Genomic DNA, 26,763 nt, shown 5'->3' on the forward strand with positions numbered 1-26,763 from the left:
AGAAAAATCGCTCAATGAATACGACGTTTTCCTGCGTAGGTTGCGGCAAATGCTGCAACGATCACCATGTTCCCCTGACCTTGGCCGAAGCCCGCATGTGGGCGGCGGATGGCGGTCAGGTGATCGTTCTGGTGGAGGCTTTTCTCGGTAACGGTCTGGGCCTGCCGGCGCAGCAGCGTGAACATGCCGAACGCCGCTCAGCGGTGGTACGCAGCGGCGTAACGGATGCGCACGTGGCAATCACCTTTGCCGCGTACAACGTCGGCCCCTGCCGGAATCTTGACGAAGACAAACTGTGCCGGATCTACGAGCGACGGCCGTTGGTGTGTCGCATCTATCCGGCGGAAATCAACCCGCATATCCCCCTCAACCGTGCCGCCAAGGACTGCCCGCCTGAGTCTTGGGAACAGGGGCCGGTGCTGATTGCCGGTGGCGAACTGGTTGATCAGGAACTGATCGATTTGATTCAACGCTCGCGCCAGGCGGATCGTGATGACATCGGCATCAAGGACGCGATTTGCGCGATGCTCGGGATTCGTACCACGGCGCTCAAGGGTGACGGGTTTACTGCGTACTTGCCGAACATGGATGCGTTTGCGGCGGTGATTGATCAGGTCACCGCGCAACCGTTGACGACTGCGCCGAGTGAGTGGGTGTTTCACTTGTCCGGGGATGATGTGGCCGGGCAAGTGTTGGCGGCCGGGGCGCAGGTGGTGACTGAACCGGCGCAGACGTATGCGTTTATCTCGCTGCGCGCGGCCTGATCCAAATGCTGCATGACGGCTGATGGCCCTTTCGCGAGCAAGCTCGCTCCCACAGGGGATCGCATTTCAACTGTGGGAGCGAGCTTGCTCGCGAAGAGGCCGGCCCAGGCAACCTCAATCCCGAACCTGGCGCCGCCCCCAGAATTCCCGCGCCAACAACCTTAAATCCCCCGCCAACCCCGCGACATCCTCGGAGTTGCGCTGACTCTGCCGCCCTTCATCCACCGTCACCTCACACGCCGTGCGGATGCTAACGATGTTGCGATTGATGTCCTCGCTCACCGCACTCTGTTGCTCCACCGCTGCCGCAATCTGCAGGCTCATTTCAGTAATCTGCTCGACTCGCTCACTGATCCCGCTCAGCGCCCGCGTCGCGCGTTGCGCCTGCTCGACACTGTTATCCACATGCTCGCTGCTCTGCTGCATGACCAACACCGCATCGCGCGCACCGTTTTGCAGGGTACTGATCATCCGCTGAATCTCGTTGGTCGATTGCTGCGTACGTTGCGCCAACCCACGTACCTCATCCGCCACCACCGCAAAACCGCGCCCCGCGTCACCGGCCCGCGCCGCCTCAATCGCGGCGTTGAGCGCCAGCAGATTGGTCTGTTCGGCGATGCTGCGAATCACCTCGAGCACACCGGAAATCTGGCTGCTATGGCCCTCAAGCTGATGAATCACCTCAGTCGCCCGCCCCAGTTCCTCAGCCAGACGTAACACCGCGCTACGACTTTCGCCGACCAGCAAGTGCCCTTCGCGGGTTTCCGTGCCGGCCATGTCCGCCGCCACCGAGGCCTGCTGCGCATGGCTGGCCACCTGCGCAACACTGGCCGCCATCTGGTGAATCGCTGCCGCGACCTGATCGGTTTCTGCCTGTTGCGCGAGTGAACTGGTGTGACTGCTGTGCAGGTGATCGACCAGTTGCGCGGCGTGCCCGGCCAATTGTTGCGAGGCATCACCGATGCGCCCGACGACCGCGCCGACCTGCGCCTCAAGCATCTGCAAGGCAAACTCGATCTGCCCGAACTCGTCGCGCCGTCCGGTGTAGATGGCTTGGCTCAAAGGGTTGTCCGCCAGATGGCGCGCACGCTCGGTCAGTTGCTCCAGTGGCCGAAGAATCCAGCGAACGCCCAATGCACAGAACCCACTGCCGACGACAAATGCCACGCCGTCCAGCCACGCCGACTCCGGCCGAACCCAGGCCTCGGCGCCCAACACAACACCCAGCAACGCACTGGCCAACGCCGTGACCTTCGCTTGCACACTGATGCTTGGCCCTGTCCATCGTGGCCTTCGCTCACCACGCAATTGCGCGTAGGCCCGCTCTGCCGCTGCGACCAACCGCGCATCCGGCCGGGTCCGCACCGACTGATACTCCACCGCCACACCGTTCTGCGTCACCGGTGTGACATAGGCACTGACCCAATAGTGATCACCGTTTTTGCAACGATTCTTCACCAGCCCCATCCACGACCGCCCACGCTTGAGCGTCTGCCACATATGCGCAAACGCCTGCGCCGGCATATCCGGATGACGCAGCAGGTTGTGCGGCGTACCGAGCAACTCGTCGCGGCTATAACCACTGATCCTGATGAAATCGTCGTTGGCGTAGGTGATCGCGCTGGTCAGATCGGTGGTCGAGAGAATGTTCGCGTCCAGCGCCACATCGACATTGCGACCGGTCACCGGGAGATTGATCTTCATGGGATAGCGCGCTCGTTTTATTGGAAAGAGTCGGCAGGGCTGCTGACTCTAAGCGCACCAAATGGTGAAACGTTGATCTGGCTCAGGGTCTGAGCACTTAGCCATCACTGTGATGGAAAATCACAGCGATGGCCGCAGGCGGGATTGAAACTCAGCGCTTGCCCATCGAACGACGGGTGCCCGGCGGCGCCATGCCCGGGGTCTTGGTGTGGCCATTCTTGGCGCCGTTCTTGTACCACGGCTGATTCGAGCCTTTGGCAGAAGCCAGTTCGCCCGGCTTGAACGGAAATTTGAACGCCGGGATATCGGCTTTGGTTTCGCTGGTATCGGCCAGTTCAGCCGAGACATCGCTAACAGCGTCGTCAACCGGCGGCAGGGTCGGGGAAGTCATAAAAGCTCCGGAAAGCAAAAAGTCGGGCCCGATCATTGAGCCGCGAAGGCGCGCAGTATACCTGTGCGCCAAGGTTGGGCACCTGAAGATTTGCAGCGCACGCCGAACGGTTTACAGGTAACCGATGATGACGATGCCTTTATCGGTCGAGGTCTTCAGCGCTTCGTAGCGCATGGAAATCGGTAGCGACTGATGACTGCAAGCGTTGCGATCGGTGTCGACATCGACTTTCACACCGGGCTTGATTTCGGAGATTAGTCAGGATCGCAAGCCGTGCCGGATGTCAGTTCATTCGTTGCTGGACGTTACTCAACAATTGCGAGGTGCTTTCCAACAACTGCGCCAGAAGCGCGTCATCCTCATCCATATACCCTTCGTATTCCGCGAGATTGCGCCGCTCATGACACAACACGAACAATCGCACCTGAACCTTGCTGATATGCGCCGTATGCACCAGACACTGAAAGACCAGATAGCGTTTATCCGATCGATAACCACTCAATCGAAGCGCCGTCAGCGCCAATGCGTGCGCTGCGTTATAGGCCAAGTCGAAACGGCTGGAAAAAGACAACGTCGAAGTTTGCGCATCCTTGAGCCGATCCACGGCCGAGCGCATCAAGCCCTCACACTCCTTGCGATCCGGCGGCTCCGCTTTCAGCCCACCGCTACGTAGAAGATTCTCCAGACTCTCGTTGCTGCCCATCCTTGGACTCCAAAGGGTTTGCCCCTAACAGATCGATTTTTTCCTGCTGCACCACCCGCACAACAAAGCTGTTTTGCGCAGCCAGTTTCGCCGCCCAGTCTTGCGGGGTGTAAAGCGTCGGATTGATGGGACGACCCAATTGCTCCTCCATGGGCATGAGCCGTTCCATGACTTCACTGTAGTGCAGGCCTTCGCCGATCAGCATGAGATCAATGTCACTGAGTGTGTTTGCTGTGTCTTTGGCGATGGAGCCATAGACAAACGCCCAGGTGATCTGCTCGGTAAACGGCTGCAATGCCTGACGCAGAGGCTCGGCGATGGCAAACGTCTTGCGAGCGATGCCCAGCAGTTCGGCATAGATAGGACAGGTGGGATTGGCCTGGTAATGGTTCTGATTGCCCACCCTCGTCATGCGCAACACACCGGCTCGCTGCAGACGGTCGAGTTCACGCATGAGACTGCCTTTGCCAACACACGCCCAGCGCGCGATCTCATTGGCATAGAAAGTCTGGTCAGGCTTACCGAACAGCAGACCCAACACTTTTTGTTGAGTGGTGGTAAACAGCGCTTCGCTTAGAGAGATAGTTTCCACTGTGAAGGCCAAAGAGTCCCAAAAAGGGAACGATAGGTCCCTTTTTGGGACTTATCAACCTTTCGAATATTTCTAGAGACAGCGGCCACAGAACAATCGCCATCGCGAACAGGCTCGCACCTACATTTGGAATGCGATTCCCTCGTAGGAGCGAGCCAGCTCGCGAAGAACGATAACGCGGTGCTCAGACGGATTACGTTTGTGGATCAACCCGATCCAGCGCCCGGTTTACCGCAAGTTCGGCGAGCATGACGATCTGCTGGATCGCCAGCGCCGTACTGCGCTGCGGACGACTGAGCTGATCAGCCAGATCACCGGCCATGACATTGGCAGAAGCCAGCGATTCGCAGGCGTGGGCGAGCAGGCTTTCGGTGTCGATATCCGGGTGGATGAGGAACATCGTACTGGGCTGACGCGGTTTGACCGGTTCGGGGCAGAGGTAGAAGTCGAGAGCGCGCTTGATGGCTTCGCGGGTTTTGATCTGGTCGTCGGCGCGGATGGCGTCTTCGAGTGGGGTTGTGGGATCGATGGGTGGATCGGGTACGGGCTTAGTCATTTACTCAGTCCTCACTGATTGGAGCCAACAATTACCGTTTCTCACGCGGCGAATTGGGTGGCAGCTACGTACGGGGTGAGAAACCGGGCAAGGACCAGTACAACCTCCGGCCGGACCGAAGTCCGCCCGTACATAGCCGCCATAAAAATGCAGGCAGCAATCAGCTGGCGCCGATTATGACGGTACTGGTATTGGAATAATACTTAGCCCGGGTTCTCACACCCGATCACCGAGTTTTCGGCGACAGCCAAAGACTAGAGAGCGCGCGTCCGACGGACAACCTGAAAACCTTGTGGGAAGGTTCTGGTTGTTTGACACAAATTTAAACAGCCAAAAGCCAACCCTCACCCTAGCCCTCTCCCAGAGGGAGAGGGAACTGACCGAGGTGTTTGGGAGAGATACGCCGACGTGAAATACCGAGTTGAACGCAGATTCTGAAACAGATCAAAAGCCCCTCACCCTAGCCCTCCCGAAACGTCGGACCGCCCGGAGGGAGAGGGGACTGACCGTGGTGTTTGGGAGAGATACGCCGACGTGAAATACCGAGCCGAACTCAGATTCTGAAACAGATCAAAAGCCCCTCACCCTAGCCCTCCCGAAACGTCGGACCGCCCGGAGGGAGAGGGGACTGACCGTGGTGTTTGGGAGAGATACGCCGACGTGAAATACCGAGCCGAACTCAGATTCTGAAACAGATCAAAAGCCCCTCACCCTAGCCCTCCCGAAACGTCGGATCGCCCGAAGGGAGAGGGGACTGATCAAGGTGTTTGGGAGAGCTACGCCGACGTGCGATAGCGCGTTGAACTCAGATTCTGAAAAGCTCACAAATCGGCCCCCTCTCCCTCGGGAGAGGGCTGGGGTGAGGGGCGAGAACACCACAATAACCAAAGCCAAGCGCGCCGTGCTCTTCACCACTCAATAGGCCGAGTATCAGCTCGCCTGCTCTTGATCTTGATCCACGGGCGACGTCGGAAGGCTGAGTGGAGGGATTGATCCGGGCGTGGGAGCGCAGCGACCGTTTGGCGAAGCCAAACACAGCGAGAGGAGGTGCAGCGAAGCAAACCGTAGGCGCTGCGCCCGGATCGATCCCGGAGCGAAGGAACCCCGAGCCCCAGCGAGCGGGCCGCACGTAGGAGCAAGCGTTTTTTGCTTACTTTTTTTGGCGTTTGAAAAAAAGTGAGTCGCCGTCAGGGCGAAACCCTAAGCCGCCGTTACCGCAGCAACGGATATGTACCCAGCGAAACTGACAGCGCTGACAGCTAGCCGTCACCCTACTGACCCGCAGACAGGTTTATAAAGACAACAACCCTGCCCAAACTCCGTCCGGCGCCCACCCCGCATGCGAATCCAAAAGAACAAAGCCCTGCTCGCCACGCTATTGATCGTCCTCGCAGGCGCAGGTCTGTGGTACGCCCTGAAACCCGCCCCAACCAAACTCGCCACCCCCACCGCCATCCCCGTGCGAGTGATCGCGGTCAGCGAAAAAGATGTCCCCCGCTACACCAGCGGCATCGGCTCCGTACTTTCTCTGCACAGCGTCGTGGTACGCCCCCAGATCGACGGCATCCTCACCAAAATCCTCGTCAAAGAAGGCCAACTCGTCAAAGCCGGAGACCTGCTGGCCACCATCGACGACCGCTCCATCCGCGCCAGCCTCGACCAGGCCCGCGCGCAACTGGGCGAAAGCCAGGCACAACTGCAAGTCGCTCTGGTCAACCTCAAACGCTACAAACTGCTCACCGTCGACGACGGCATCTCGAAACAGACCTACGACCAGCAACAAGCCCTGGTCAACCAACTGAAAGCCACGGCCCAAGGCAACCAGGCCTCCATCGATTCAGCCCAAGTACAACTTTCCTACACGCAGATCCGCTCCCCGGTCACCGGCCGCGTCGGTATTCGCACAGTCGATGAAGGCAACTTCCTGCGCATGACCGACACCGCCGGCCTGTTCAGCGTCACCCAGATCGACCCGATCGCCGTCGAATTCTCCCTGCCGCAGCAAATGCTGCCGACCCTGCAAGGCCTGATCAACGATCCGCAACGCGCACAGGTCAAGGCCTACATCGGCGCCGACACCGACGGCGAAACCGGCAACTTGCTCGGCGAAGGTCACCTGACCCTGATCGACAACCAGATCAACGCCAACACCGGCACCATCCGCGCCAAGGCAGAATTCGACAACGCCAGCCAGAAGCTCTGGCCCGGCCTGCTGGTCACGGTAAAAATTCAGACAGCCCTCGACAAAGATGCGCTGGTCGTCCCGCCCACCGTCGTACAACGCGGCCTCGATCAGCACTTCGTTTACCGCGTGAACGGCGATAAGGTCGAAGCGGTGCAAGTGCAGATGGTTTACCAAGGCAGCGGCCAGGACATCATCAAAGGCGTGAAGGCCGGTGACGTGCTGGTCACCGACGGCCAGTCGCGGCTCAAACCCGGTTCGACCGTGCAAGTCATGACCGAGCCGCCGCAGGTGGTGCAAGCGGAGCCGAAACCATGAAGGCGCACAAAGGCGTCTCCACGTGGTGCATCGATCACCCGGTCGCCACAATTTTGTTGACCATCGCGCTAGTGCTGGTCGGTTTGATTGCCTTCCCGCGTTTGCCGATCGCCCCACTGCCGGAAGCGGAATTTCCGACGATTCAGGTCTCGGCACAGTTGCCCGGCGCCAGCCCCGACACCATGGCCTCGTCCGTGGCCACGCCGCTGGAGGTGCAATTCAGCGCCATCCCCGGCATGACCCAGATGACCTCCAGCAGTGCGCTCGGCTCCAGCCTGCTGACCCTGCAGTTCACCCTCGATAAAAGCATCGACACTGCCGCGCAGGAGGTACAAGCCGCAATCAACACCGCCGCCGGCAAACTGCCCAAGGACATGCCGACGCTGCCAACCTGGAAGAAGGTCAACCCGGCCGACAGCCCGGTGTTGATCCTCAGCGTCAGCTCGACGCAGATGCCCGGCACCGAACTCAGCGATCTGGTGGAAACCCTGCTCTCGCGTCAGATCAGCCAGATCGACGGCGTAGGACAAATCAACATCACCGGTCAGCAACGTCCGGCGATCCGCGTACAAGCCTCGGCGGACAAACTCGCCGCCATCGGCCTGACCCTCGCCGACATTCGTCTGGCGATCCAGCAGACCAGCCTCAACCTCGCCAAAGGTGCGCTGTACGGCGAGTCGAGCATCTCGACGCTGTCGACCAACGACCAGTTGTTCCATCCTGAGGACTACAGCCAACTCATCGTTTCCTACAAGGATGGCGCCCCGGTTCACCTGCGTGATGTCGCCAAAGTCGTCAACGGTTCGGAAGATGCCTACGTGCAAGCCTGGGCCGGTGATCGGCCGGGGGTGAACCTGGTGATCTCGCGCCAGCCCGGCGCCAACATCGTCGAGACCGTCGATCGTATTCAAGCCGCCCTGCCCGGCCTCGAAGCGATGCTGCCCGCCTCGGTGCAAGTGAAAACCCTGATCGACCGTACGCAGACCATTCGGGCCTCGTTGCATGAAGTCGAGATCACTTTGTTGATCGCTATCCTGCTGGTGGTCGCGGTGATGGCGCTGTTCTTGCGCCAATTGTCAGCGACCCTGATTGTTTCGGCGGTACTCGGCGTGTCGTTGATCGCCAGTTTCGCCCTGATGTACATTCTCGGTTTCAGCCTGAACAACCTGACGCTGGTGGCGATCGTGGTGGCCGTGGGATTTGTGGTCGACGATGCGATCGTGGTGGTGGAGAACATCCACCGGCATCTGGAGGCCGGCGACGACATGCGCGAAGCGGCGATCAAGGGCGCCGGCGAGATCGGCTTCACCGTGGTCTCGATCAGTTTCTCGCTGGTGGCGGCGTTTATTCCGCTGCTGTTCATGGGCGGCGTGGTCGGGCGGCTGTTCAAGGAATTCGCCCTGACCGCGACCTCGACCATCATGATTTCCGTGGTGGTCTCGCTGACCCTGGCGCCGACGCTGGCCGCGCTGTTCATGCGCAAACCGGTGCATCACGCCCACGACAAACCGGGCTTCAGCGAACGCTTGCTCGGCTGGTACGAAAAAGGTTTGCGCCGCGCCCTCGCCCATCAGAAATTGATGATTGGCGTGTTCGGTTTATCGCTGGCGCTGGCCATTGGTGGTTACATTTTTATCCCCAAGGGTTTCTTCCCGGTGCAGGACACCGGTTTCGTCCTCGGCACCACCGAAGCCGCTGCGGATATTTCCTACGGCGACATGGTGAAAAAACACCTGGCGATGGCCGAAATCGTCGCCGCCGACCCCGCCGTGCAGGCATTTTCCCACTCAGTTGGCGTGTCCGGTAGCAACCAGACCATCGCCAACGGCCGCTTCTGGATCGCCCTGAAAAAACGCGGCGACCGTGATGTTTCAGCCAGCCAGTTCATCGACCGCATCCGCCCGCAACTGATGAAAGTCCCCGGCATCGTCCTCTACCTGCGCGCCGGCCAGGACATCAACCTCAGCTCTGGCCCGAGCCGTGCGCAATATCAATACGTGCTCAAGAGTAACGACGGCGCGACCCTCGCCACGTGGACGCAACGCCTTACGGAAAAACTGCGCAGCAACCCGGCATTCCGTGACATTTCCAACGACTTGCAACTGGGCGGCAGCATCACCCACATCAGTATCGATCGCAGTGCGGCGGCGCGTTTCGGCCTGACCGCCAGCGATGTCGATGAGGCGCTGTACGATGCCTTCGGGCAACGGCAGATCAATGAATTCCAGACCCAGGTCAACCAGTACAACGTGATTCTGGAGCTGGACACCAAGCAGCGCGGCAAGGCCGAAAGCCTCAACTATTTCTACCTGCGCTCACCGCTGAGTGGCGAGATGGTGCCGCTGTCAGCGCTGGCCAAATTCGATGCGCCGACCATTGGCCCGTTGTCGATTGCCCACGATGGGATGTTCCCGGCGGCCAACCTGTCATTCAACCTCGCGCCCGGCGTGGCGTTGGGTGACGCAGTGATTTTGCTCAATCAGGCCAAGGCCGAGATCGGCATGCCCACTGCGATCAGCGGCAATTTCCAGGGCGCGGCACAGGCGTTCCAGAGTTCGCTGGCCAGTCAGCCATGGTTGATTCTCGCGGCGCTGGTGGCGGTGTACATCATTCTCGGCGTGCTTTATGAAAGCTTCGTGCACCCGCTGACGATCATTTCGACGTTGCCGGCAGCAGGCTTGGGCGCGGTGATCATGCTGTGGATCTGTGGCCAGGACTTTTCGATCATGGCATTGATCGGTCTGGTGTTGCTGATCGGGATCGTCAAGAAGAACGGCATCCTGATGATCGACTTCGCGCTCGAGGCGCAGCGTCACCGAGGCCTGTCGCCGCAGGATGCGATTTTCGAGGCGTGCATCACGCGATTCCGGCCGATCATCATGACCACCCTCGCCGCTTTGCTCGGCGCACTGCCGCTGATGCTCGGTTATGGCACCGGCGCCGAATTGCGCCAGCCGTTGGGCATCGCGGTGGTCGGCGGTTTGCTGGTCAGCCAGATGCTGACGTTGTTTACCACTCCGGTCATATACTTGTGGCTTGAGCGGCTGTTCCACCGGCCCAAACCTGCGCCTGTAGCGGCGTTGGCGACCACAGACTGAGGCAGGGTCATGCGCGTTCTGATTATCGAAGACGAGGAAAAAACCGCGGACTATCTGCACCGCGGTCTGACGGAACAGGGTTACACCGTGGATCTGGCCCGCGACGGCGTCGAGGGTCTGCATCTGGCGCTGGAAAGCGACTACGCGGTGATCGTCCTCGACGTCATGTTGCCGGGCCTCGATGGCTTCGGCGTGCTGCGCGCATTGCGTGCGCGCAAGCAGACCCCGGTGATCATGCTCACCGCCCGCGAACGGGTCGAAGATCGCATCAAAGGCCTGCGCGACGGTGCCGACGATTACCTCGGCAAACCGTTTTCCTTCCTCGAACTGGTCGCACGCCTGCAAGCGCTGACCCGGCGCAGCGGCGGTCATGAACCGGTGCAGGTAAGCATTGCCGACCTGTGGATAGATTTGATCAGCCGTAAAGCAACCCGCGCCGGCACGCGTCTGGATCTGACGGCCAAGGAGTTTTCGCTGTTGAGCGTCCTCGCCCGCCGCCAAGGTGAAATCCTTTCGAAAACCGCGATTGCCGAGATGGTCTGGGACATCAATTTCGACAGCGATGCCAACGTCGTCGAAGTCGCGATCAAACGCTTGCGCGCGAAACTCGACGGGCCGTTCGACGAGAAACTGCTGCACACCATTCGCGGCATGGGTTATGTGCTGGAGAGCCGTGGTGTCCAGTAACTCGATTGCCCTGCGCCTGAGCGGGATGTTCACGCTGGTGGCGCTGCTGGTGTTTCTGTTGATCGGCGGCGCGTTGTATCAGCAGGTCGACAAAGGCTTGGGGCTGCTGCCAGAAGCCGAACTGGATGCGCGTTACAGCGTGCTCGAATCGGCGCTCAATCGCTTCGGCACGCCGGAGCACTGGCTGAAGATCAACGCCAAGTTGAAACTGCTCGGCGAAGAGGACAAACGCATTCGTTTCTGGGTAGTAAGTGGGGATCCGGGCTACGAATATGGTCAGCCGGATGCGGCGATTCGCGCGTTTGCCCAAGGCCCGTTGGGCATGCATGACCTGCAGTTGCCCGACCATCCTTATCCACTGAAAGTGCTGCTCACCGAGTTGCCGGCCAAGGATCAGCGTCCAACGCTGCGTTTCATGATCGGCATCGATACCGAGACCTTTCATGAGACCCAACATAACTTGTTGATCGCTTTGATCGGGCTGGCGATTGTCGGTGTGCTGATGGCTTCGGCACTGGGTTATTGGGTGGCGCGGATCGGCCTCAAGCCGTTGATCAAACTGTCCCATGAAGCTCAACGACTGGCCCCACCGCTAAGGGCTGGCCGCTTGCGTCTGTCGCCGCTGCCACCGGAACTGGAGCAGTTTGTCGACTCCTTCAACTCGACGCTGGAACGGGTTGAACAAGCCTACTCGCGACTGGAATCGTTCAACGCCGATGTTGCTCATGAGCTGCGTTCGCCACTGACCAATCTGATCGGCCAGACCCAAGTGGCGCTGACCCGTGGGCGCTCCGCCGAACACTATTTCGAGGTGTTGCAATCCAATCTGGAAGAGCTGGAACGGCTGCGTTCGATCATCAATGACATGCTGTTTCTCGCCAGTGCGGATCAGGGCAACAAGGCGACCAAACTCACCTCCACTTCGCTGGCGGATGAGGTGGCAACGACGCTGGAATATCTGGATTTCATTCTTGAAGACGCGCAGGTTGAAGTGCAGGTCAGCGGTGATGCGCTGGTGCAGATCGAGGTCGCGCATTTGCGCCGGGCGTTGATCAATTTGCTCAGCAACGCGGTGCAGCACACCGGTCCGGGTCAGGTAATCGAGGTGTGCATCGAGGTCGATGAGCATCAGGTGAGTATCGGTGTGGCCAACCCCGGATCGCCGATTGCCAGTGAGCATTTGCCGCGATTGTTCGAGCGCTTTTATCGGGTGGATGCGTCGCGTAGCAACAGTGGCAATAACCATGGCTTGGGGCTGGCGATCGTCAAGGCGATTGCGCTGATGCATGGCGGGGATGTATTTGTGCGCAGTGATCGGGGGATGAATACCTTCGGGATTTATTTGCCGGTCTGAAAAGCCCCTCACCCTAGCCCTCTCCCAAAGGTAGAGGGGACTGACCGCGTTGTTCTTTCAAGGTACGCCGACCTGAAATATCCAGTCGAACTCAGGCTTTGAAAAGCCCCCAATCTGCTCCCTTTCCCCCTCGCCCCCCTGGGGGAGAGGGCTGGGGTGAGGGGGTGACTTTTGCTCCTGCTGTAACAGTCATTTATGAAAATCACGCTGTTTCCCAACGCCCGGCGACATTATCTTTGCCCGCACCAAACAGCACTCGCCAAGCGAGAAGGTTTTCAAGATGTCCAACAGTATGGGTATTGCCAGCGCGTTCGTTTTGTCCTCATTGATCCTGTCGCCGATGGCGATGGCTGAAGAATCGCAGTCGTTCGTGGCGCACAATGTCGCTCGCGCTCAGGCATTCGACCAGCATCAGGCCGACGTGATGGCCAAGGCGCAAGACGCCTCGCAAGCCCCGCAGGCTGCCACTTCCCAGGCTCAAGCGTCCGAGAAAGACAGCTGAGTCGCGCCCCGCGCCAACGTTTCCCTCGACGCGGTTGTTTGGCTCTTCCCGTTCAACCGTCGTCATTCCAGGCCGCTGCCGTTCAGCGGCCTTTTTTCGTTGTGGTCTGAAAGCCGTTTGGTTCGTCTGTAACAACAAGAAACATCAAGCCCCTCAAGCCATTGAAGGGCGAGTTGACCCAAGGAGCTCCATCGCAAGTGCGTTACCCAGTCCGCTTCACCCCGCTGTTCATTGCAATTGCCGCAACGATTGCTCCCGCCGCTCACGCCGACGAGCCTGCCGAACAAGGCTTTGTAGAAGGTTCGAGCCTCAACCTCAACGCCCGCAACTACTACATGAATCGCAGCCGCCTGCAGAAAGCGGACGACAACATCGAGTGGGGCCAAGCCTTTCTCGGGGTGTTCAAGTCGGGTTACACCGAAGGCGCGGTCGGTTTCGGCATTGACGCCCATGCCATGCTCGGGTTGAAGCTCGACGGTGGTGGCGGTACGGACGGTTCGAGCATCCTGCCGATCAGCGATGGCAACGGCAAAGCGCCGGGGTCGTTTTCCACGGCGGGCGGCACTTTGAAGATGCGCGCGTTCGATACCGAGTTGAAGGCCGGTGACCTGTTCCTCACCAACCCGGTCATCGCTGGCGGTGAAACGCGCATGCTGCCGCAGACCTTTCGTGGAGTGAGTCTGACCAATCACAGCTTCGACGGCTGGCTGATCGAAGGCGGCCAGGCCAGTTTCACCAAGCCTTACAACCAGAGCGGTCACACACGCATTGGCACTTCCTACGGTACGCTCGCCGAGGGTGACGAAAGCCAACACCTGAACTGGGCCGGCGTGGCCTGGAGCGGCGTCGAAGGTCTGACCAGCAGTCTTTATGCATCCGAGTTGAAAGACATCTGGAACCAGTACTACTACGACCTGGATTACACCTGGCAGTTGAACGATCTGGTCAGCCTCAACCCGGGCCTGCATTTCTATCACACGCAAGACACCGGTGATGCACTGCTGGGCAACATCGACAACAACACCTACAGCGTGCATTTCACCGTTGGCGTCGGAAATCACAGCGTTACGGCCGCGTATCAGCGGGTCAACGGCAACACGCCGTTCGACTACATCAGCCAGGGCGACAGCGTTTATCTGGATAACTCGCAGCAATACTCGGATTTCAACGGCCCGAACGAGCGCTCGTGGAAGCTCAAGTACGCTTATGACTTCGCCGGCGTCGGCGTGCCGGGGCTAACCTCGTCTGTGTCCTACTCGCGCGGCACGGTGGACCTGACCAAGGTCGACTCCGACAGCAAAGGCTATTCCAACTGGTACAGCGCCGATGGTCGCAACGCCAAGCATTGGGAGCGAGATCTGGATTTGCAGTACGTTGTGCAAAGCGGTCAGGCCAAGGATCTGGCGGTGCACCTGCAATGGGCGACCAACCGTGGCGGCAACGGTTACGGCGTGATTGATTCGGATACAGATGAATACCGCGTCATCATCGACTACCCGATCAACGTCTTCTAAGATCGGCGCCATAACACCGTATTGAATTCCAGGATGTACCCTTGTGGGAGCGAGCCTGCTCGCGAAGGCGGTCTATCAATCGACATCTTTTCGTCGGAACGCCGCCCGGAGCAGGCTCGCTCCCACATTGCGAATGGTTTCTGGCTTCGGCAGCAGTGTTTGTGCAACTACGCTTATAAGACCTCCCCCCAAACCGACAGCCCATCATGATCGCGAGCCGTACCCCACCCGTTTCGGGCAAAACCGGACGCCCCGAACTGTTGCTGATCTGCGGCAGTTTGCTGAGCGTAATCGCGATCGTCGGCATCGTCACGTTCCTGCTGATCCGCGAGCACGCCAACGCTCAGGAATCGGCGACCCGCAGCGCCACCACCATCGCCCAGTTGATCGACGCCGATGTGCTGCGCACGGTCGAATTGTACGATCTGACGCTGCAGGGACTGATTGCCGCCGCGCAACGCGATGACCTGCAGGATGTCTCACCGCAGATTCGTCATCTGGCGCTATTCGACCGCTCCACCACGGCACGCTTCAAGGGCGACATTCTGCTCCTCGACAAACATGGCGATGTCATTGCCGACTCTTCGCGAGTCGAGCCGAAACCGGGCAACTTTGCCGACCGTGATTACTTCCTCGCCCACGCGTTTAACCGCGACATTGGCATGTTTATCAGCCGCCCGTTCAAGACCCGTTGCGACTGCGATGATGCCAATCAGTGGCGAATCAGCTTCAGTCGACGGATTTCCTCGGAAACCGGTGAGTTCGCTGGTGTGGCCGTGGCGTCGATGAAGCTCGATTACTTCGATCAGTTGTTCAACAGCCTCGACATCGGCAAGGACAGCACGTTGAACATCATCGACGACGACGGCGTCCTGCTCGCGCAGAAGCCCTATCTGCAAAGCGATTCGATCGGAAGGAGCTTCGGCAACCGGCCCAACGTCATACGGATTCTGCGCGACAAGAGTGGCAATGGCAGTTTCACCAGTACTTCGAGCATGGATCATCAACAGCGTCTGTATACCTATTCGCGAGTCGGCAATTTGCCGCTGACCGTGATGGTTGCACTGTCCAGCGATGAAGTGTTCGGCACCTGGCGGCGCACCGCGATGTTGATCAGCGGCGCTACGGGCGTGTTGTGTGTGGGTTTGCTGTGGCTGACCTGGCTGCTGGCCCGCGAGTTGCGCCGACGTCAGCGCGCTGAGCACGAACTGGCGCAACTGGCCGCCACCGATGCGCTGACGGGCGTCGCCAATCGGCGGATGCTCGATCAAGCATTGCGTCACGAGTGGTTCCGCGCCCAGCGCTCAGGCAAACCGATGTCGGTGATGATGATCGATGCCGACCACTTCAAGGCTTTCAATGACCGGCATGGCCATCAGGCTGGGGATCAAGCACTGAAGACGCTGGCGCGAGTCATTTCCGAGAATGTACGGCGACCGGCGGATCTGGTTGCGCGTTATGGCGGCGAGGAGTTTTCGGTGATTCTCGCCGAGACCGACAGTCATGGCGCGCAGCAGATTGCCGAGCATATTCGTCAGGCAGTGCAGCAGTTGCCGTTGGTCGACGGGGCCGAACGGCCGATGACGGTGAGCATTGGCATTGCGACATGGACGGCGGCGAGAGAGATGACGCTGGAACAGCTGTTGTTTGCGGCGGACAAGGCGTTGTATCAGGCCAAGGAAGGTGGGCGAAATCGGGTGGTGATGGCTGCCTGAATGTTCTAGGGCGATCGCACCGGCGCCTTCGCGAGCAGGCTCGCTCCCACATTTGAAATGCATTCTCCTGTGGGAGCGAGCCTGCTCGCGAAGAGGCCGGATCAGGCACTAGAGAAATTGCAGGCATAAAAAAAGGCCATCCGAGGATGGCCTTCAAAAAACTAGAGAGGTTTTTTACTTACACTGCCGCAACAGGGCGCATGTAAGAGATTGGTGCGGTGCTGGCGTCTTCGAACGTCACCACTTCCCAAGCATCTGTCTGCTCAATCAACTTGCGCAGCAGCTGGTTGTTCAGTGCGTGGCCGGACTTGAAGCCTTTGAACTCACCAATCAGGCTGTTACCCAGCAGGTACAGGTCGCCAATGGCATCGAGGATCTTGTGCTTGACGAATTCGTCTTCATAGCGAAGGCCGTCTTCGTTCAACACGCCATCGGCATCGACCACGATTGCGTTTTCAACGCTGCCGCCGAGTGCGAGGTTGTGCTTGCGCAGGTACTCGATATCACTCATGAAACCAAAGGTACGGGCACGGCTGACTTCTTTTACGAACGAAGTGCTGGAAAAATCCACGCTTGCACTTTGGGTGCGGTCCCGGAATACCGGGTGATCGAAATCGATCTCGAAGCTCACCTTGAATCCTTCGAAAGGGACGAAAGTGGCGCGCTTGTCGCCGTCTTCCACTGTCACTTCACGCAGGATGCGGATGAATTTCTTGGCGGCGTCCTGTTCTTCCAGGCCTGCCGATTGAATCAGGAATACGAAGGGTCCAGCGCTGCCATCCATGATCGGGACTTCGGACGCGGAGAGCTCGACGTAGGCGTTATCGATGCCCAGGCCAGCCATGGCCGAGAGCAAGTGCTCTACCGTGTCCACTTTGACGTCGCCGTTGATCAGCGTCGTCGACATAGTGGTTTCACCGACGTTTTCCGCGCGGGCAGGAATCTGCACCACAGGGTCGAGGTCAGCGCGACAAAACACAATGCCAGTGTCGACAGGCGCAGGCTTGAGGGTCAGATAGACCTTCTCACCGGAGTGCAGGCCTACACCTGTGGCACGGATAATATTTTTCAGTGTGCGTTGTTTAATCATGGCTTGGGCCGCTTCAGCGCAAATTGCGAACTGGTATCAACAAAGGCTGGCGATGATAGCAGACCATGCCTTTGCTGAACACCAATCACCTTCATAGCCCTGATACATTCCATCAATCGGCCTGACGACGCAGGAATGCCGGGATGTCCAGGTAGTCCAGATCATCTTGCGGATTCATCTTCGCGGCAGCCGCAGCACCGGCCTGAGCCTGGTTGCGCATGACGGTCGGACGGTCCAGGTCACGGTAGTTGACCGCTGGCGCTTCCTGACGGGCCGCAGCCGGTTGTTGCACCTGGGCAGAAGCCATGGAGGTGTGAACGGTGTTGTCGATGACCTTTACAGGCTTCTCGATTTTCGCGCCCAGACCAGTGGCAACCACGGTTACGTGCAGTTCGTCGCGCATGTCCGGATCGATAACGGTACCGACCTTGACCATGGCGTGCTCGGAAGCGAAGGCTTCGATGATGCTACCCACGTCGGAGTACTCACCCAGAGACAGGTCAGGACCGGCGGTGATGTTCACCAGGATGCCGCGTGCGCCTTGCAGGTTCACGTCTTCCAGCAACGGGTTGCGGATCGCCGCTTCGGTGGCTTCACGTGCACGGTTCGGACCGCTGGCGCAGCCAGTGCCCATCATCGCCATGCCCATTTCGCTCATCACGGTGCGTACGTCGGCGAAGTCGACGTTGATCATGCCCGGACGCTTGATGATGTCGGAGATACCGCGAACGGCACCGGCCAGTACATCGTCTGCCTTGGCGAAAGCCGACAGCAGGCTTGCGTCTTTACCGAGGATGGTCAGCAGCTTCTCGTTAGGAATGGTGATCAACGAGTCGACGCTTTCCGAGAGCATGCGGATGCCTTCATCGGCGATCTGCATACGCTTGCGGCCTTCGAACGGGAACGGACGCGTTACTACCGCAACGGTCAGAATGCCCATTTCCTTGGCCACTTCGGCGATGATCGGCGCAGCACCGGTACCGGTACCGCCGCCCATGCCAGTGGTGATGAACACCATGTTGGTGCCCTGCAGGACTTCGGCAATGCGCTCACGGTCTTCGAGAGCGGCCTGACGACCTACTTCAGGGTTGGCGCCAGCGCCCAGACCTTTGGTCACGCCGGTACCCAGTTGCAGAATGGTGCGCGCGCCGATGTTTTTCAGCGCTTGAGCATCAGTGTTGGCGCAGATGAACTCAACGCCTTCGATGTTGCTCTTGACCATGTGATTGACAGCGTTGCCGCCGCCACCGCCGACACCGATAACTTTGATTACCGGGCTTGCGGGGATGTTGTCTACGAGTTCGAACATTTTCCCTCTCCTTACATTCTCTAGTTTTTTCGCCTACTGCTTTTTTTGTTGCGGTGCATCTACTGCTACTGCTTGCCGCTCGAAGCTTGACGCTTCGAACTGCTCTTAAAAGTTGCCCTGAACCCACTTCTTCAATCGGTCCAGCAACGGCGCCTGTGGCTCTTCGTTGCTGTAGCTGTCGCGGCTGCCGATGCCGGAGAACGAAACCCCGTCGGACTGCTTTTGCAGTCCGTACATCAACAAGCCAACGCCAGTGGAATAAATCGGGTTGCGCACCACGTCATCCAGGCCCTTGACGCCATGCGGCACGCCGAGGCGGACCGGCATGTGGAAGATTTCTTCGGCCAGCTCAGTGGCGCCTTCCATTTTCGACGTACCACCGGTCAGGACGATGCCGGCCGGGATCAGGTCTTCGTAGCCGCTGCGACGCAGCTCGGCCTGGATCAGCGTGAACAGTTCGTCGTAACGCGGCTCGACCACTTCGGCCAGGGCCTGACGCGACAGTTCGCGCGGTGGACGGTCGCCAACGCTTGGCACTTTGATGGTTTCACCGGCACCGGCCAGTTTCGCCAGGGCGCAGGCGTAGCGGATCTTGATCTCTTCGGCATACTGGGTCGGGGTGCGCAACGCCATGGCGATGTCGTTGGTCACCTGATCACCGGCAATCGGGATCACCGCAGTGTGACGGATCGCGCCTTCGGTGAAGATCGCGATGTCGGTGGTACCGCCACCGATGTCGACCAGGCACACGCCCAGCTCTTTCTCGTCGTCGGTCAGGACCGAGTAGGCCGAGGCCAGTTGCTCGAGAATGATGTCGTCGATTTCCAGACCGCAGCGACGCACGCATTTTTCAATGTTCTGGGCGGCGTTGACGGCGCAGGTGACCACGTGAACCTTGGCTTCCAGGCGTACGCCGGACATGCCCAGAGGCTCGCGCACGCCTTCCTGGTTATCGATCACGTAATCCTGCGGCAGGGTGTGCAGCACGCGCTGGTCAGCCGGAATCGCCACAGCCTGAGCAGCGTCGAGCACGCGTTCAAGGTCAGCCGAGCTGACTTCACGATCGCGGATCGCGACGATGCCGTGGGAGTTCAGGCTACGGATGTGATTGCCCGCCACGCCGACGAACGCCGAGTGAATGCGGCAGCCCGCCATCAGTTGGGCTTCTTCGATCGCGCGCTGGATCGATTGCACGGTGGACTCGATGTTGACCACCACGCCCTTCTTCAGGCCACGGGACGGATGGGTACCGATCCCGACGATTTCCAGCGAGCCGTCGTCGGAAACCTCGCCGACCAGCGCCACCACTTTGGAGGTGCCGATATCGAGACCGACGATCATTTTGCCGCTTTGCACGTTTGCCATGGGTCCTGCCTCTTCTTAATTCTTTGCGACAGCGGGTTGGGCTGTCGTCGGCGCTACTGGTTCCCGCCAGCCAACAGCGAGGCCGTTGGCGTAGCGCAGATCGATGCGCGCAATGTTCGTAATCTGGTCTTTAAGCGTCTTGTCATAGATGGCGATGAAGCGGCGCATCTTTTCCACCAGGTTGCCGCGTCCCAGCAGCAACTCGATGCCGGGGCCGGAACTGCCGGCACCGGTGGTCAGGAACCAGCTCCCGCGTTCACGCAGTTCCAGGCGTGCAATCGAGAAGCCCAACGGCCGCAGCATCTGGCTCAGCACCTGATACTGCTGCATCACTTGCTGCTGGGCCCGTTGTGGGCCGAACAGCTGTGGCAGGTGTTCGTAGTTCGCCAGCTCCTTTGGCGTAAACGCCTGGCCCTGGTTGTTCAGCAACGACTCGTCGCCCCAACGCGCCACTGGCAGTTGCTCTTCGAGGCGGATCACCACCTGGTCCGGCCAGACGCGACGGACTTCGGCGTGGGCGATCCACGGCATCTGCTCAAGCTCGGTGCGCATACCGGCCAGATCGATGGTGAAGAAGCTCGACGCCACATACGGGGCGATTCGCTGCTGCACCGCTTGTTGGCTGATGTAGCTCAGGTCGCCCTGCACGGCGATCTTGGTGATCGGCCGGTCGGCGTACGGCAGCAAACGCGTCGCGCCTTCGTAAGTGCCAAAGCCCAGCACCACCAACAGCACCGGCCAGAACAGACTTTTCACAAAGCCGAAATTGGCTTTTGGCAGGCGCGCAGACATCGGCTCTTTCGCCACCATGCGGCTGGCACCCCGCGGCACCGGCTTGCGGCCGGGTGCGGGAGGCTGATGTCTGAGCTGAGCGCCTTGCATCGTCTTAACCTCTAGCGTCTTCAACACTGGCGGCCAGAATGGCCAGAACCAGTTGCTGGAAATCCAGACCGGCAGCACGCGCGGCCATCGGTACCAGACTGTGATCGGTCATGCCCGGTGCGGTGTTCACTTCCAGGAACCAGAACTGCCCGTCGGCGTCCTGCATCACGTCCGCCCTGCCCCAACCGGCAATACCCAGCGCCTCACTGGCCTTGGCCGTGAGATCCATGAGTTCCTGTTCCTTGGCGGCATCCAGCCCGCAGGGAATGCGGTACTGGGTATCGTTGGCGATGTACTTGGCGTCGTAGTCGTAGAACGTGTGCGGTGTACCCAGGGCGATTGGAGGCAACACCTGGTCACGCAGGGTGGCGATGGTGAACTCCGGACCTTGAATCCATTGCTCAACCAAGACTTGCGAATCGTAGGTACTGGCCGCTTTCCATGCGTCGATCAACTCGGACGCAGAACTCACTTTGGCCATCCCGATACTTGAACCTTCATGCGCCGGTTTGACGATCAAAGGGAAGCCCAGTTCCGTCGCTGCCGAAATACAATCGGCTTCGCTGCACAGCACGGCGTGACGCGGCGTCGGAATCCCGAGGCTGTGCCAGACCTGCTTGGTGCGCAATTTGTCCATGGCCAGTGCCGAAGCCAGAATGCCGCTGCCGGTGTACGGAATGCCCGCCACTTCGAGCAGGCCCTGCATGGAGCCGTCTTCACCGCCACGGCCGTGAAGAATGATGAAGGCGCGGTCGATCTTTTCGCTGAGCAGACGTTGCAGAATGTCGTCGCCAACGTCGATGCCGAACGCGTCCACGCCAGCACTTTGCAGCGCTTCAAGTACGGCGTTACCGGATTTCAGCGACACCTCACGCTCGGCACTCAGCCCGCCGAAGAGCACGGCAACGCGGCCGAAATCTTTCGGCGCGATGGTGGAGAACAGCTTGGCGTAGGCAGCAGTCATTTCAACTTCCCCTCGACCGACGCCGCCACGGCGCCAGCGAACAATTCACTTTTCAACAGCTTCGGCGCGAGACCGCCGATATCACCGGCGCCCTGGCACAGCAGGATGTCGCCCGCGCGCAGCAGCGGCTTGACCAGCGGTGCCAGATCGACGCCACGCTCGATGTAGATCGGGTCCAGCGCACCGCGCTGGCGGATGCTGTTGCACAGCTTGCGGCTGTCGGCGCCCGGGATCGGCTCTTCGCCGGCCGGATAGACTTCCATCAACAGCAGCACGTTGGCGTCGGCCAGGACATTGACGAAATCGTCGTAGAGGTCGCGGGTGCGGCTGTAACGGTGCGGCTGGTAGACCATCACCAGACGGCGTTCCGGCCAGCCACCGCGTACGGCTTTGATCACGGCCGCCACTTCGGTCGGGTGGTGACCGTAGTCGTCGACCAGCATCACATTGCCGCCGTCCACCGGCAGTTCGCCGTAGACCTGGAAGCGTCGACCGACACCCTGGAAACCCGACAGGCCTTGAACGATGGCTTCATCGCTGACGCCCTCGTCGGTGGCGATGCAAATGGTCGCCAGCGAGTTGAGCACGTTGTGGTTGCCGGGCATGTTCACCGACACGTCCAGCGGTTCACGATCCGGGCGCAGCACGGTGAAGAAGGTCTGCATGCCTTGCTGGCGAATGTTGATCGCGCGGACGTCAGCGTCTTCGCTGAAGCCGTAGGTCACGGTCGGACGCTTCACCAGCGGGAGGATTTCACGCACCACAGGATCGTCCAGGCACATCACCGCCAAACCGTAGAACGGCAGGTTGTGCAGGAACTCGACGAAGGTTTTCTTCAGTTTGTTGAAGTCGCCGTCGTAGGTCGCCATGTGGTCGGCGTCGATATTGGTGACCACGGCCACCAGCGGTTGCAGGTGCAGGAAGCTCGCATCGCTTTCATCGGCTTCGGCGATCAGGTAACGGCTGGTGCCGAGCTGGGCATTGGTGCCCGCGGCATTCAGACGGCCACCGATGACGAACGTCGGGTCCAGACCACCGGCGGCGAACACCGAAGCGATCAGGCTGGTGGTGGTGGTTTTACCGTGGGTGCCGGCGACGGCGATGCCGTGGCGATAGCGCATCAGCTCAGCAAGCATTTCTGCGCGCGGCACCACCGGAATACGACGCTCAAGCGCGTTCGCCACTTCCGGGTTCGAAGTATTTACCGCGCTCGACACCACCAGCACGTCAGCGGCAGCGGCGTTCTCGGCACGGTGGCCGATGAAAATCTGCGCGCCGAACGACTCCAGACGCTCGGTCACCGGCGAGGCTTTGAGGTCGGAACCGGACACTTGGTAGCCCAGGTTCAACAACACTTCGGCAATGCCGCACATGCCCACGCCGCCGATGCCAACGAAGTGGATGCGACGGATGCGGCGCATTTCCGGTTGTGGCATGGCTTTCTGATTCTCAACCATGGGCCACCTCCAGACAGGTATCGACCACGCTACGGGTGGCATCGGGTTTTGCCAGACGGCGGGCCGCTTGGGCCATATCTTCGAGTCGTTGCGGTTGCATCAAGACCTCTGTCAGGCGCGCGGCAAGGTCCGCGGCACCAGTCGTTCTTTGCGGCATCAGGAAGGCAGCGCCTTCACGGGCCAAATAATCGGCGTTGCGGGTCTGGTGATCGTCGATCGCGTGGGGCAAAGGCACCAGCATCGAGGGCAGACCGGCGGCAGCCAGCTCACTGATGGTCAACGCGCCTGCGCGGCACACCACCAGGTCAGCCCAGCCATAGGCTTGGGCCATGTCTTTGATGAACGGCTGCACCTGCGCATCGACGCCGGCGGCGCGGTAGCGCTCTGCAGTCACCTCATCGTGGTTTTTGCCGGCCTGATGAAACACTTCCGGGCGCAAATCGGCAGCGACTTGGGCTAGGGCTTCAGGCAGCAATTTATTCAACGGTTCTGCGCCAAGGCTTCCGCCGAGGATCAGCAAACGCGCTTTGCGACCGGCCAGAGCAGGTCGCGATGTGTCGAGGAACAGCTCGCTGCGCACCGGGTTTCCGGTGGTACGGCGGGTGTCCGACAGAGTAAAGGTGTCGGGGAACGCTTCACACACCCGGGCGGCGAACGGCACCAGCAACCGATTGGCGGTGCCGGCCACGGCGTTCTGCTCGTGAACAATCACCGGCACACCGGCCAGTTTCGCGGCAAGACCACCGGGGCCAGTCACATAACCACCGAAGCCAACCACACACACTGGCTTCAAGCGACGAATGATCGCCCGCGCCTGCCACACCGATTTCAACAGCATGAACGGCGCCTTGAGCAGCGACAATTTGCCCTTGCCACGCAGGCCGGTAGCGTTGATGCGGTGCAGTTCAAGACCTGCGGCCGGGACCAATTCGTTTTCGATTCCGCGTGGCGTGCCGAGCCAGTGCACGGTGTAACCGCGCGCCTGAAACTCGCGGGCACAGGCCAGCGCCGGGAACACGTGGCCGCCGGTGCCGCCGGCCATGATCAATACGTTAGCGCCCATGATTCGGCTCCTCGGCGAAGTCGCTCTCATGGAATTCCATCTCTTCACTGCCCAGATGGGTTCGACTCTCCCACTCGATCCTCAGCAACAAGCCGAGGCAGGCGCAGCAGATCACCAACGAACTGCCGCCGTAACTGAGGAACGGCAAGGTCAGACCTTTGGTTGGCAGCAGACCGACGTTCACACCGATGTTGATCAGGAACTGACCAATCCACAGGAACGACAGGCCGTAAGCCACATAAGCGGCGAAGAACTGTTTGGCTTTTTCTGCCCACAAGCCGATGTACATGCCGCGAATACACACGAACACGAACAGCGCGACGGTGCACAGCGAACCCACCGCGCCGAGTTCTTCAGCCAATACCGAGAACACGAAGTCGGTGTGCGCTTCCGGCAGGTAGAACTGCTTCTGCACGCTGTTGCCCAGACCCACGCCGAGCCATTCACCGCGACCGAACGCGATCAACGCTTGCGACAATTGATAACCGGCGCCGAACTGGTCAGCCCACGGGTCGGCGAAGTTGGTCAGACGCGCCATTCGATACGGCTGCATCTGAATCAACAGCACCACCGCACCGACCGCCAGCACCACCATCAGCGAGAAGCGAAACAACCCGACCCCGCCGAGGAATAGCATCGCCGCCGCAGCGCCCATCATCACCACGGTGGCACCGAAGTCCGGTTCCATCAGCAACAGGCCGGCCATCGGCAGCAGCACGATGAATGGCTTGAAGAAGCCCATCCAGCTCTCGCGTACTTCTTTCTGACGCCGCACCAGATAACCGGCGAGGTAGATCACCACGAACACTTTGGCGATCTCGGACGGCTGCACGTTGAAGAAGCTAAACCCAATCCAGCGCATCGAACCGTTCACTTCGCGCCCGATGCCGGGAATGATCACCATCACCAGCAAGCCGAACGCGCCGATCAGCATCAGCCAGCCGAGGCGTTGCCAGGTGGCGATCGGAATCATCATCGTGACGATGCACGCGCCCAGGCCCAGCACCACATAAATAAGGTGGCGAATCATGTAATACAGCGGACTGCCCGACTGCGCCGCCGCCACTTCAGTGGACGCCGAGGCGATCATGATCAAACCGAGACCGAGCAGCGCCAGGCAACCGGCGAGCATCGGGAAATCGAGGTCGATACCGCGCCCGGTGATGATCGGCGACGGATACGGTTTGATGATATTGCGCAGGCTCATGCCAGTTCCTCCACAGCGCGGACGAACTGGTGACCACGGTCTTCGTAATTCTTGAACATGTCGAAACTGGCGCAGGCCGGCGACAGCAGCACGACGTCACCCGGTTGGGCGGCGGCGCGGCATTGCGCGACCGCGTCAACCAGCGAGGTCGCACGAATCAGTGGCACGGCATCACCGATGGCGGCGCCGATCTTGTCGGAGTCGCGGCCCATGAGGATCACGGCGCGGCAGTTGGCCGCCACCGGATCATGCAGATCGTTGAATTCGGCACCCTTGCCATCGCCACCGGCGATCAGGATGACCTTGCCGTCGATGTCCGCACCGAGGCCTTCGATGGCAGCCAATGCGGCGCCAACGTTGGTCGCTTTGGAATCGTTGTAATACGCCACGCCATCGAGATCACGGACCCACTGGCAGCGATGTTCGAGGCCGGCGAACGTGCGCAGTGCCGAGAGCATGGCGTCGAACGGCAGGCCCACGGCATGACCGAGCGCTAGCGCCGCGAGGGCGTTGGACTGATTGTGGGCGCCACGAATTTTCAATTCGCGTACAGGCATCAGGTTCTGGAATTCGAAGGCCAGATATTTCTCGCCATCTTCTTCACGCAGACCGAATGCCTTGAAATCAGGTTTGCTCAGGCCGAAGGTCCAGCATGGCTGGCCCTCGCCCATCAACGGACGGCTCAGCGCATCCTGACGGTTGACCACGAACTGCTTGGCGCCACGGAAGATCCGGTGCTTGGCCAGGTGGTACGCCGGCAGACCGCTGTAGCGATCCATGTGGTCTTCGCTGATGTTCAGCACGGTGGCCACTTCGGCGTTGAGCTGGTCGGTGGTTTCCAGTTGAAAACTCGACAGTTCCATCACGTACAGCTCGACGTCGTCGCTGAGCAGATCCAGCGCCGGAGTGCCGAGGTTGCCGCCGACGGCGACACGTTTGCCGGCCGCAGCCGCCATCTCGCCAACCAGGGTGGTGACGGTGCTCTTCGCGTTGGAACCGCTGATGGCCACGATCGGCGCTCGCGCATTACGCGCGAACAGCTCGATATCGCCGGACAGTTTCACGCCACGGGCCGCAGCGGCTTGCAGGGCCGGGGTCGCCAGCGCCAGGCCGGGGCTCACGTAGAGCTCGTCGGCACGGCAGAGGAATTCGACGTCCAGCTCGCCACAACGCACTTCCACGTGCGGATAGTCACGCTTGAGCGTGGCCAGTTCCGGTGGATTTTCCCGCGTGTCCGCCACGGCAAACGACGTGCCCCGGTTCGCCAGGAAGCGAACCAGGGACATGCCGCTCTTGCCGAGGCCGACAACGATGCGGAAGTGGTCAGAAGCGATCAGAGACACTCG

At 60.1% G+C, this 26,763-nt stretch carries 23 protein-coding genes and 1 pseudogene; 8 read left to right on the forward strand and 16 right to left on the reverse strand.

What is annotated here, in order from left to right:
- The first annotated feature begins 14 nt into the window (after positions 1-14).
- A complete protein-coding gene (locus ACZZ0G_RS06230; RefSeq protein ID WP_463555637.1) occupies positions 15-764 on the forward strand; it encodes a YkgJ family cysteine cluster protein in 750 nt (249 codons plus the stop codon).
- Between the two features lie 114 nt (positions 765-878).
- On the opposite strand, the gene ACZZ0G_RS06235 is transcribed toward ACZZ0G_RS06230, so the two are convergent.
- The 7 genes and pseudogenes from ACZZ0G_RS06235 to ACZZ0G_RS06265 form a co-directional block, all read right to left on the reverse strand.
- On the reverse strand, positions 879-1,982 hold the full coding sequence (locus ACZZ0G_RS06235; RefSeq protein ID WP_463558828.1) for a methyl-accepting chemotaxis protein: 1,104 nt from the start codon (positions 1,980-1,982) through the stop codon (positions 879-881).
- Positions 1,983-2,186: 204 nt separating this feature from the next.
- Positions 2,187-2,468: pseudogene (locus ACZZ0G_RS06240) on the reverse strand (PAS domain-containing protein); the annotation flags it as partial.
- A 151-nt stretch (positions 2,469-2,619) separates the two neighbouring features.
- Positions 2,620-2,859, reverse strand: coding sequence for a hypothetical protein (locus tag ACZZ0G_RS06245; protein WP_038362870.1), 240 nt, complete (start codon positions 2,857-2,859; stop codon positions 2,620-2,622).
- 111 nt (positions 2,860-2,970) lie between these two features.
- Positions 2,971-3,093: a hypothetical protein gene (locus ACZZ0G_RS06250; RefSeq protein WP_463555638.1), complete on the reverse strand. Its 123-nt coding sequence runs from the start codon at positions 3,091-3,093 to the stop codon at positions 2,971-2,973.
- 49 nt (positions 3,094-3,142) lie between these two features.
- Positions 3,143-3,562 (reverse strand): hypothetical protein, encoded by a 420-nt coding sequence (locus ACZZ0G_RS06255; RefSeq protein ID WP_463555639.1) that lies wholly within the window; start codon positions 3,560-3,562, stop codon positions 3,143-3,145.
- Positions 3,525-4,154 (reverse strand): nucleotidyltransferase domain-containing protein, encoded by a 630-nt coding sequence (locus tag ACZZ0G_RS06260; RefSeq protein ID WP_122599178.1) that lies wholly within the window; start codon positions 4,152-4,154, stop codon positions 3,525-3,527. Before ACZZ0G_RS06260 ends, ACZZ0G_RS06255 begins: the two co-directional genes overlap by 38 nt.
- A gap of 193 nt (positions 4,155-4,347) precedes the next feature.
- On the reverse strand, positions 4,348-4,710 hold the full coding sequence (locus ACZZ0G_RS06265) for a DUF6124 family protein (RefSeq protein ID WP_007916971.1): 363 nt from the start codon (positions 4,708-4,710) through the stop codon (positions 4,348-4,350).
- Between the two features lie 1,339 nt (positions 4,711-6,049).
- Between ACZZ0G_RS06265 and ACZZ0G_RS06270 the strand changes: the two genes are divergently transcribed.
- From ACZZ0G_RS06270 to ACZZ0G_RS06300, 7 genes are all read left to right on the forward strand, one after another.
- On the forward strand, positions 6,050-7,210 hold the full coding sequence (locus ACZZ0G_RS06270; RefSeq protein WP_463555640.1) for an efflux RND transporter periplasmic adaptor subunit: 1,161 nt from the start codon (positions 6,050-6,052) through the stop codon (positions 7,208-7,210).
- The gene (locus ACZZ0G_RS06275) at positions 7,207-10,308 is read left to right on the forward strand and encodes a multidrug efflux RND transporter permease subunit (RefSeq protein WP_463555641.1); all 3,102 of its coding nucleotides are present in this window, start codon (positions 7,207-7,209) and stop codon (positions 10,306-10,308) included. Before ACZZ0G_RS06270 ends, ACZZ0G_RS06275 begins: the two co-directional genes overlap by 4 nt.
- Positions 10,309-10,317: 9 nt before the next feature.
- Positions 10,318-10,995 carry a heavy metal response regulator transcription factor gene (locus tag ACZZ0G_RS06280; protein ID WP_007916978.1) on the forward strand — a complete coding sequence of 226 codons (678 nt, stop codon included), beginning with the start codon at positions 10,318-10,320 and terminating at the stop codon, positions 10,993-10,995.
- The gene (locus ACZZ0G_RS06285) at positions 10,985-12,349 is read left to right on the forward strand and encodes a heavy metal sensor histidine kinase (RefSeq protein ID WP_463555642.1); all 1,365 of its coding nucleotides are present in this window, start codon (positions 10,985-10,987) and stop codon (positions 12,347-12,349) included. The genes ACZZ0G_RS06280 and ACZZ0G_RS06285 overlap by 11 nt, the downstream gene beginning before the upstream one ends.
- A 280-nt stretch (positions 12,350-12,629) precedes the next feature.
- Complete coding sequence (locus ACZZ0G_RS06290) at positions 12,630-12,851, forward strand: hypothetical protein (RefSeq protein ID WP_463555643.1); 222 nt, start codon at positions 12,630-12,632, stop codon at positions 12,849-12,851.
- Positions 12,852-13,048: 197 nt separating this feature from the next.
- A complete protein-coding gene (locus tag ACZZ0G_RS06295; protein WP_463555644.1) occupies positions 13,049-14,365 on the forward strand; it encodes an OprD family porin in 1,317 nt (438 codons plus the stop codon).
- A gap of 206 nt (positions 14,366-14,571) precedes the next feature.
- Complete coding sequence (locus tag ACZZ0G_RS06300) at positions 14,572-16,080, forward strand: sensor domain-containing diguanylate cyclase (RefSeq protein WP_463555645.1); 1,509 nt, start codon at positions 14,572-14,574, stop codon at positions 16,078-16,080.
- 178 nt (positions 16,081-16,258) lie between these two features.
- Here ACZZ0G_RS06300 and lpxC read toward each other — a convergent pair whose 3' ends face one another.
- The 9 genes from lpxC to murD all read right to left on the reverse strand — a co-directional run bounded on the left by lpxC (position 16,259) and on the right by murD (position 26,760).
- Positions 16,259-17,170 (reverse strand): UDP-3-O-acyl-N-acetylglucosamine deacetylase, encoded by a 912-nt coding sequence (gene lpxC, locus ACZZ0G_RS06305; protein ID WP_007916984.1) that lies wholly within the window; start codon positions 17,168-17,170, stop codon positions 16,259-16,261.
- Between the two features lie 112 nt (positions 17,171-17,282).
- Entirely contained in the window at positions 17,283-18,479 is a 1,197-nt protein-coding gene (gene ftsZ / locus ACZZ0G_RS06310; protein ID WP_007916986.1) for a cell division protein FtsZ, read from the reverse strand.
- Positions 18,480-18,584: 105 nt separating this feature from the next.
- Entirely contained in the window at positions 18,585-19,844 is a 1,260-nt protein-coding gene (gene ftsA, locus ACZZ0G_RS06315; RefSeq protein WP_007916987.1) for a cell division protein FtsA, read from the reverse strand.
- A 15-nt stretch (positions 19,845-19,859) separates the two neighbouring features.
- Entirely contained in the window at positions 19,860-20,726 is an 867-nt protein-coding gene (locus ACZZ0G_RS06320; RefSeq protein ID WP_064392861.1) for a cell division protein FtsQ/DivIB, read from the reverse strand.
- Between the two features lie 4 nt (positions 20,727-20,730).
- Complete coding sequence (locus ACZZ0G_RS06325; protein ID WP_435037974.1) at positions 20,731-21,690, reverse strand: D-alanine--D-alanine ligase; 960 nt, start codon at positions 21,688-21,690, stop codon at positions 20,731-20,733.
- The gene (gene murC / locus ACZZ0G_RS06330; protein ID WP_463555646.1) at positions 21,687-23,147 is read right to left on the reverse strand and encodes a UDP-N-acetylmuramate--L-alanine ligase; all 1,461 of its coding nucleotides are present in this window, start codon (positions 23,145-23,147) and stop codon (positions 21,687-21,689) included. Before murC ends, ACZZ0G_RS06325 begins: the two co-directional genes overlap by 4 nt.
- A complete protein-coding gene (murG, locus tag ACZZ0G_RS06335; protein WP_064392864.1) occupies positions 23,140-24,210 on the reverse strand; it encodes an undecaprenyldiphospho-muramoylpentapeptide beta-N-acetylglucosaminyltransferase in 1,071 nt (356 codons plus the stop codon). Before murG ends, murC begins: the two co-directional genes overlap by 8 nt.
- On the reverse strand, positions 24,200-25,417 hold the full coding sequence (ftsW, locus tag ACZZ0G_RS06340; protein ID WP_007916996.1) for a putative lipid II flippase FtsW: 1,218 nt from the start codon (positions 25,415-25,417) through the stop codon (positions 24,200-24,202). The genes murG and ftsW overlap by 11 nt, the downstream gene beginning before the upstream one ends.
- The gene (gene murD, locus ACZZ0G_RS06345) at positions 25,414-26,760 is read right to left on the reverse strand and encodes a UDP-N-acetylmuramoyl-L-alanine--D-glutamate ligase (RefSeq protein ID WP_463555647.1); all 1,347 of its coding nucleotides are present in this window, start codon (positions 26,758-26,760) and stop codon (positions 25,414-25,416) included. Before murD ends, ftsW begins: the two co-directional genes overlap by 4 nt.
- Positions 26,761-26,763 lie beyond the last annotated feature (3 nt).

It is taken from the genome of Pseudomonas sp. AC169 (assembly GCF_979258515.1).

Bases quoted from the DNA above. Each gene is read 5' to 3' on its own strand.
- murC (WP_463555646.1), bottom strand. From the start codon at position 23,147: ATGGTTGAGAATCAGAAAGCCATGCCACAACCGGAAATGCGCCGCATC.
- lpxC (WP_007916984.1), bottom strand. From the start codon at position 17,170: ATGATTAAACAACGCACACTGAAAAATATTATCCGTGCCACAGGTGTA.
- ftsA (WP_007916987.1), bottom strand. From the start codon at position 19,844: ATGGCAAACGTGCAAAGCGGCAAAATGATCGTCGGTCTCGATATCGGC.
- ACZZ0G_RS06290 (WP_463555643.1), top strand. From the start codon at position 12,630: ATGTCCAACAGTATGGGTATTGCCAGCGCGTTCGTTTTGTCCTCATTG.
- ACZZ0G_RS06325 (WP_435037974.1), bottom strand. From the start codon at position 21,690: ATGACTGCTGCCTACGCCAAGCTGTTCTCCACCATCGCGCCGAAAGAT.
- ACZZ0G_RS06275 (WP_463555641.1), top strand. From the start codon at position 7,207: ATGAAGGCGCACAAAGGCGTCTCCACGTGGTGCATCGATCACCCGGTC.
- ftsW (WP_007916996.1), bottom strand. From the start codon at position 25,417: ATGAGCCTGCGCAATATCATCAAACCGTATCCGTCGCCGATCATCACC.
- ftsZ (WP_007916986.1), bottom strand. From the start codon at position 18,479: ATGTTCGAACTCGTAGACAACATCCCCGCAAGCCCGGTAATCAAAGTT.
- ACZZ0G_RS06320 (WP_064392861.1), bottom strand. From the start codon at position 20,726: ATGCAAGGCGCTCAGCTCAGACATCAGCCTCCCGCACCCGGCCGCAAG.
- ACZZ0G_RS06245 (WP_038362870.1), bottom strand. From the start codon at position 2,859: ATGACTTCCCCGACCCTGCCGCCGGTTGACGACGCTGTTAGCGATGTC.
- ACZZ0G_RS06300 (WP_463555645.1), top strand. From the start codon at position 14,572: ATGATCGCGAGCCGTACCCCACCCGTTTCGGGCAAAACCGGACGCCCC.
- ACZZ0G_RS06230 (WP_463555637.1), top strand. From the start codon at position 15: ATGAATACGACGTTTTCCTGCGTAGGTTGCGGCAAATGCTGCAACGAT.
- ACZZ0G_RS06280 (WP_007916978.1), top strand. From the start codon at position 10,318: ATGCGCGTTCTGATTATCGAAGACGAGGAAAAAACCGCGGACTATCTG.
- murG (WP_064392864.1), bottom strand. From the start codon at position 24,210: ATGGGCGCTAACGTATTGATCATGGCCGGCGGCACCGGCGGCCACGTG.
- ACZZ0G_RS06270 (WP_463555640.1), top strand. From the start codon at position 6,050: ATGCGAATCCAAAAGAACAAAGCCCTGCTCGCCACGCTATTGATCGTC.
- ACZZ0G_RS06265 (WP_007916971.1), bottom strand. From the start codon at position 4,710: ATGACTAAGCCCGTACCCGATCCACCCATCGATCCCACAACCCCACTC.
- ACZZ0G_RS06255 (WP_463555639.1), bottom strand. From the start codon at position 3,562: ATGGGCAGCAACGAGAGTCTGGAGAATCTTCTACGTAGCGGTGGGCTG.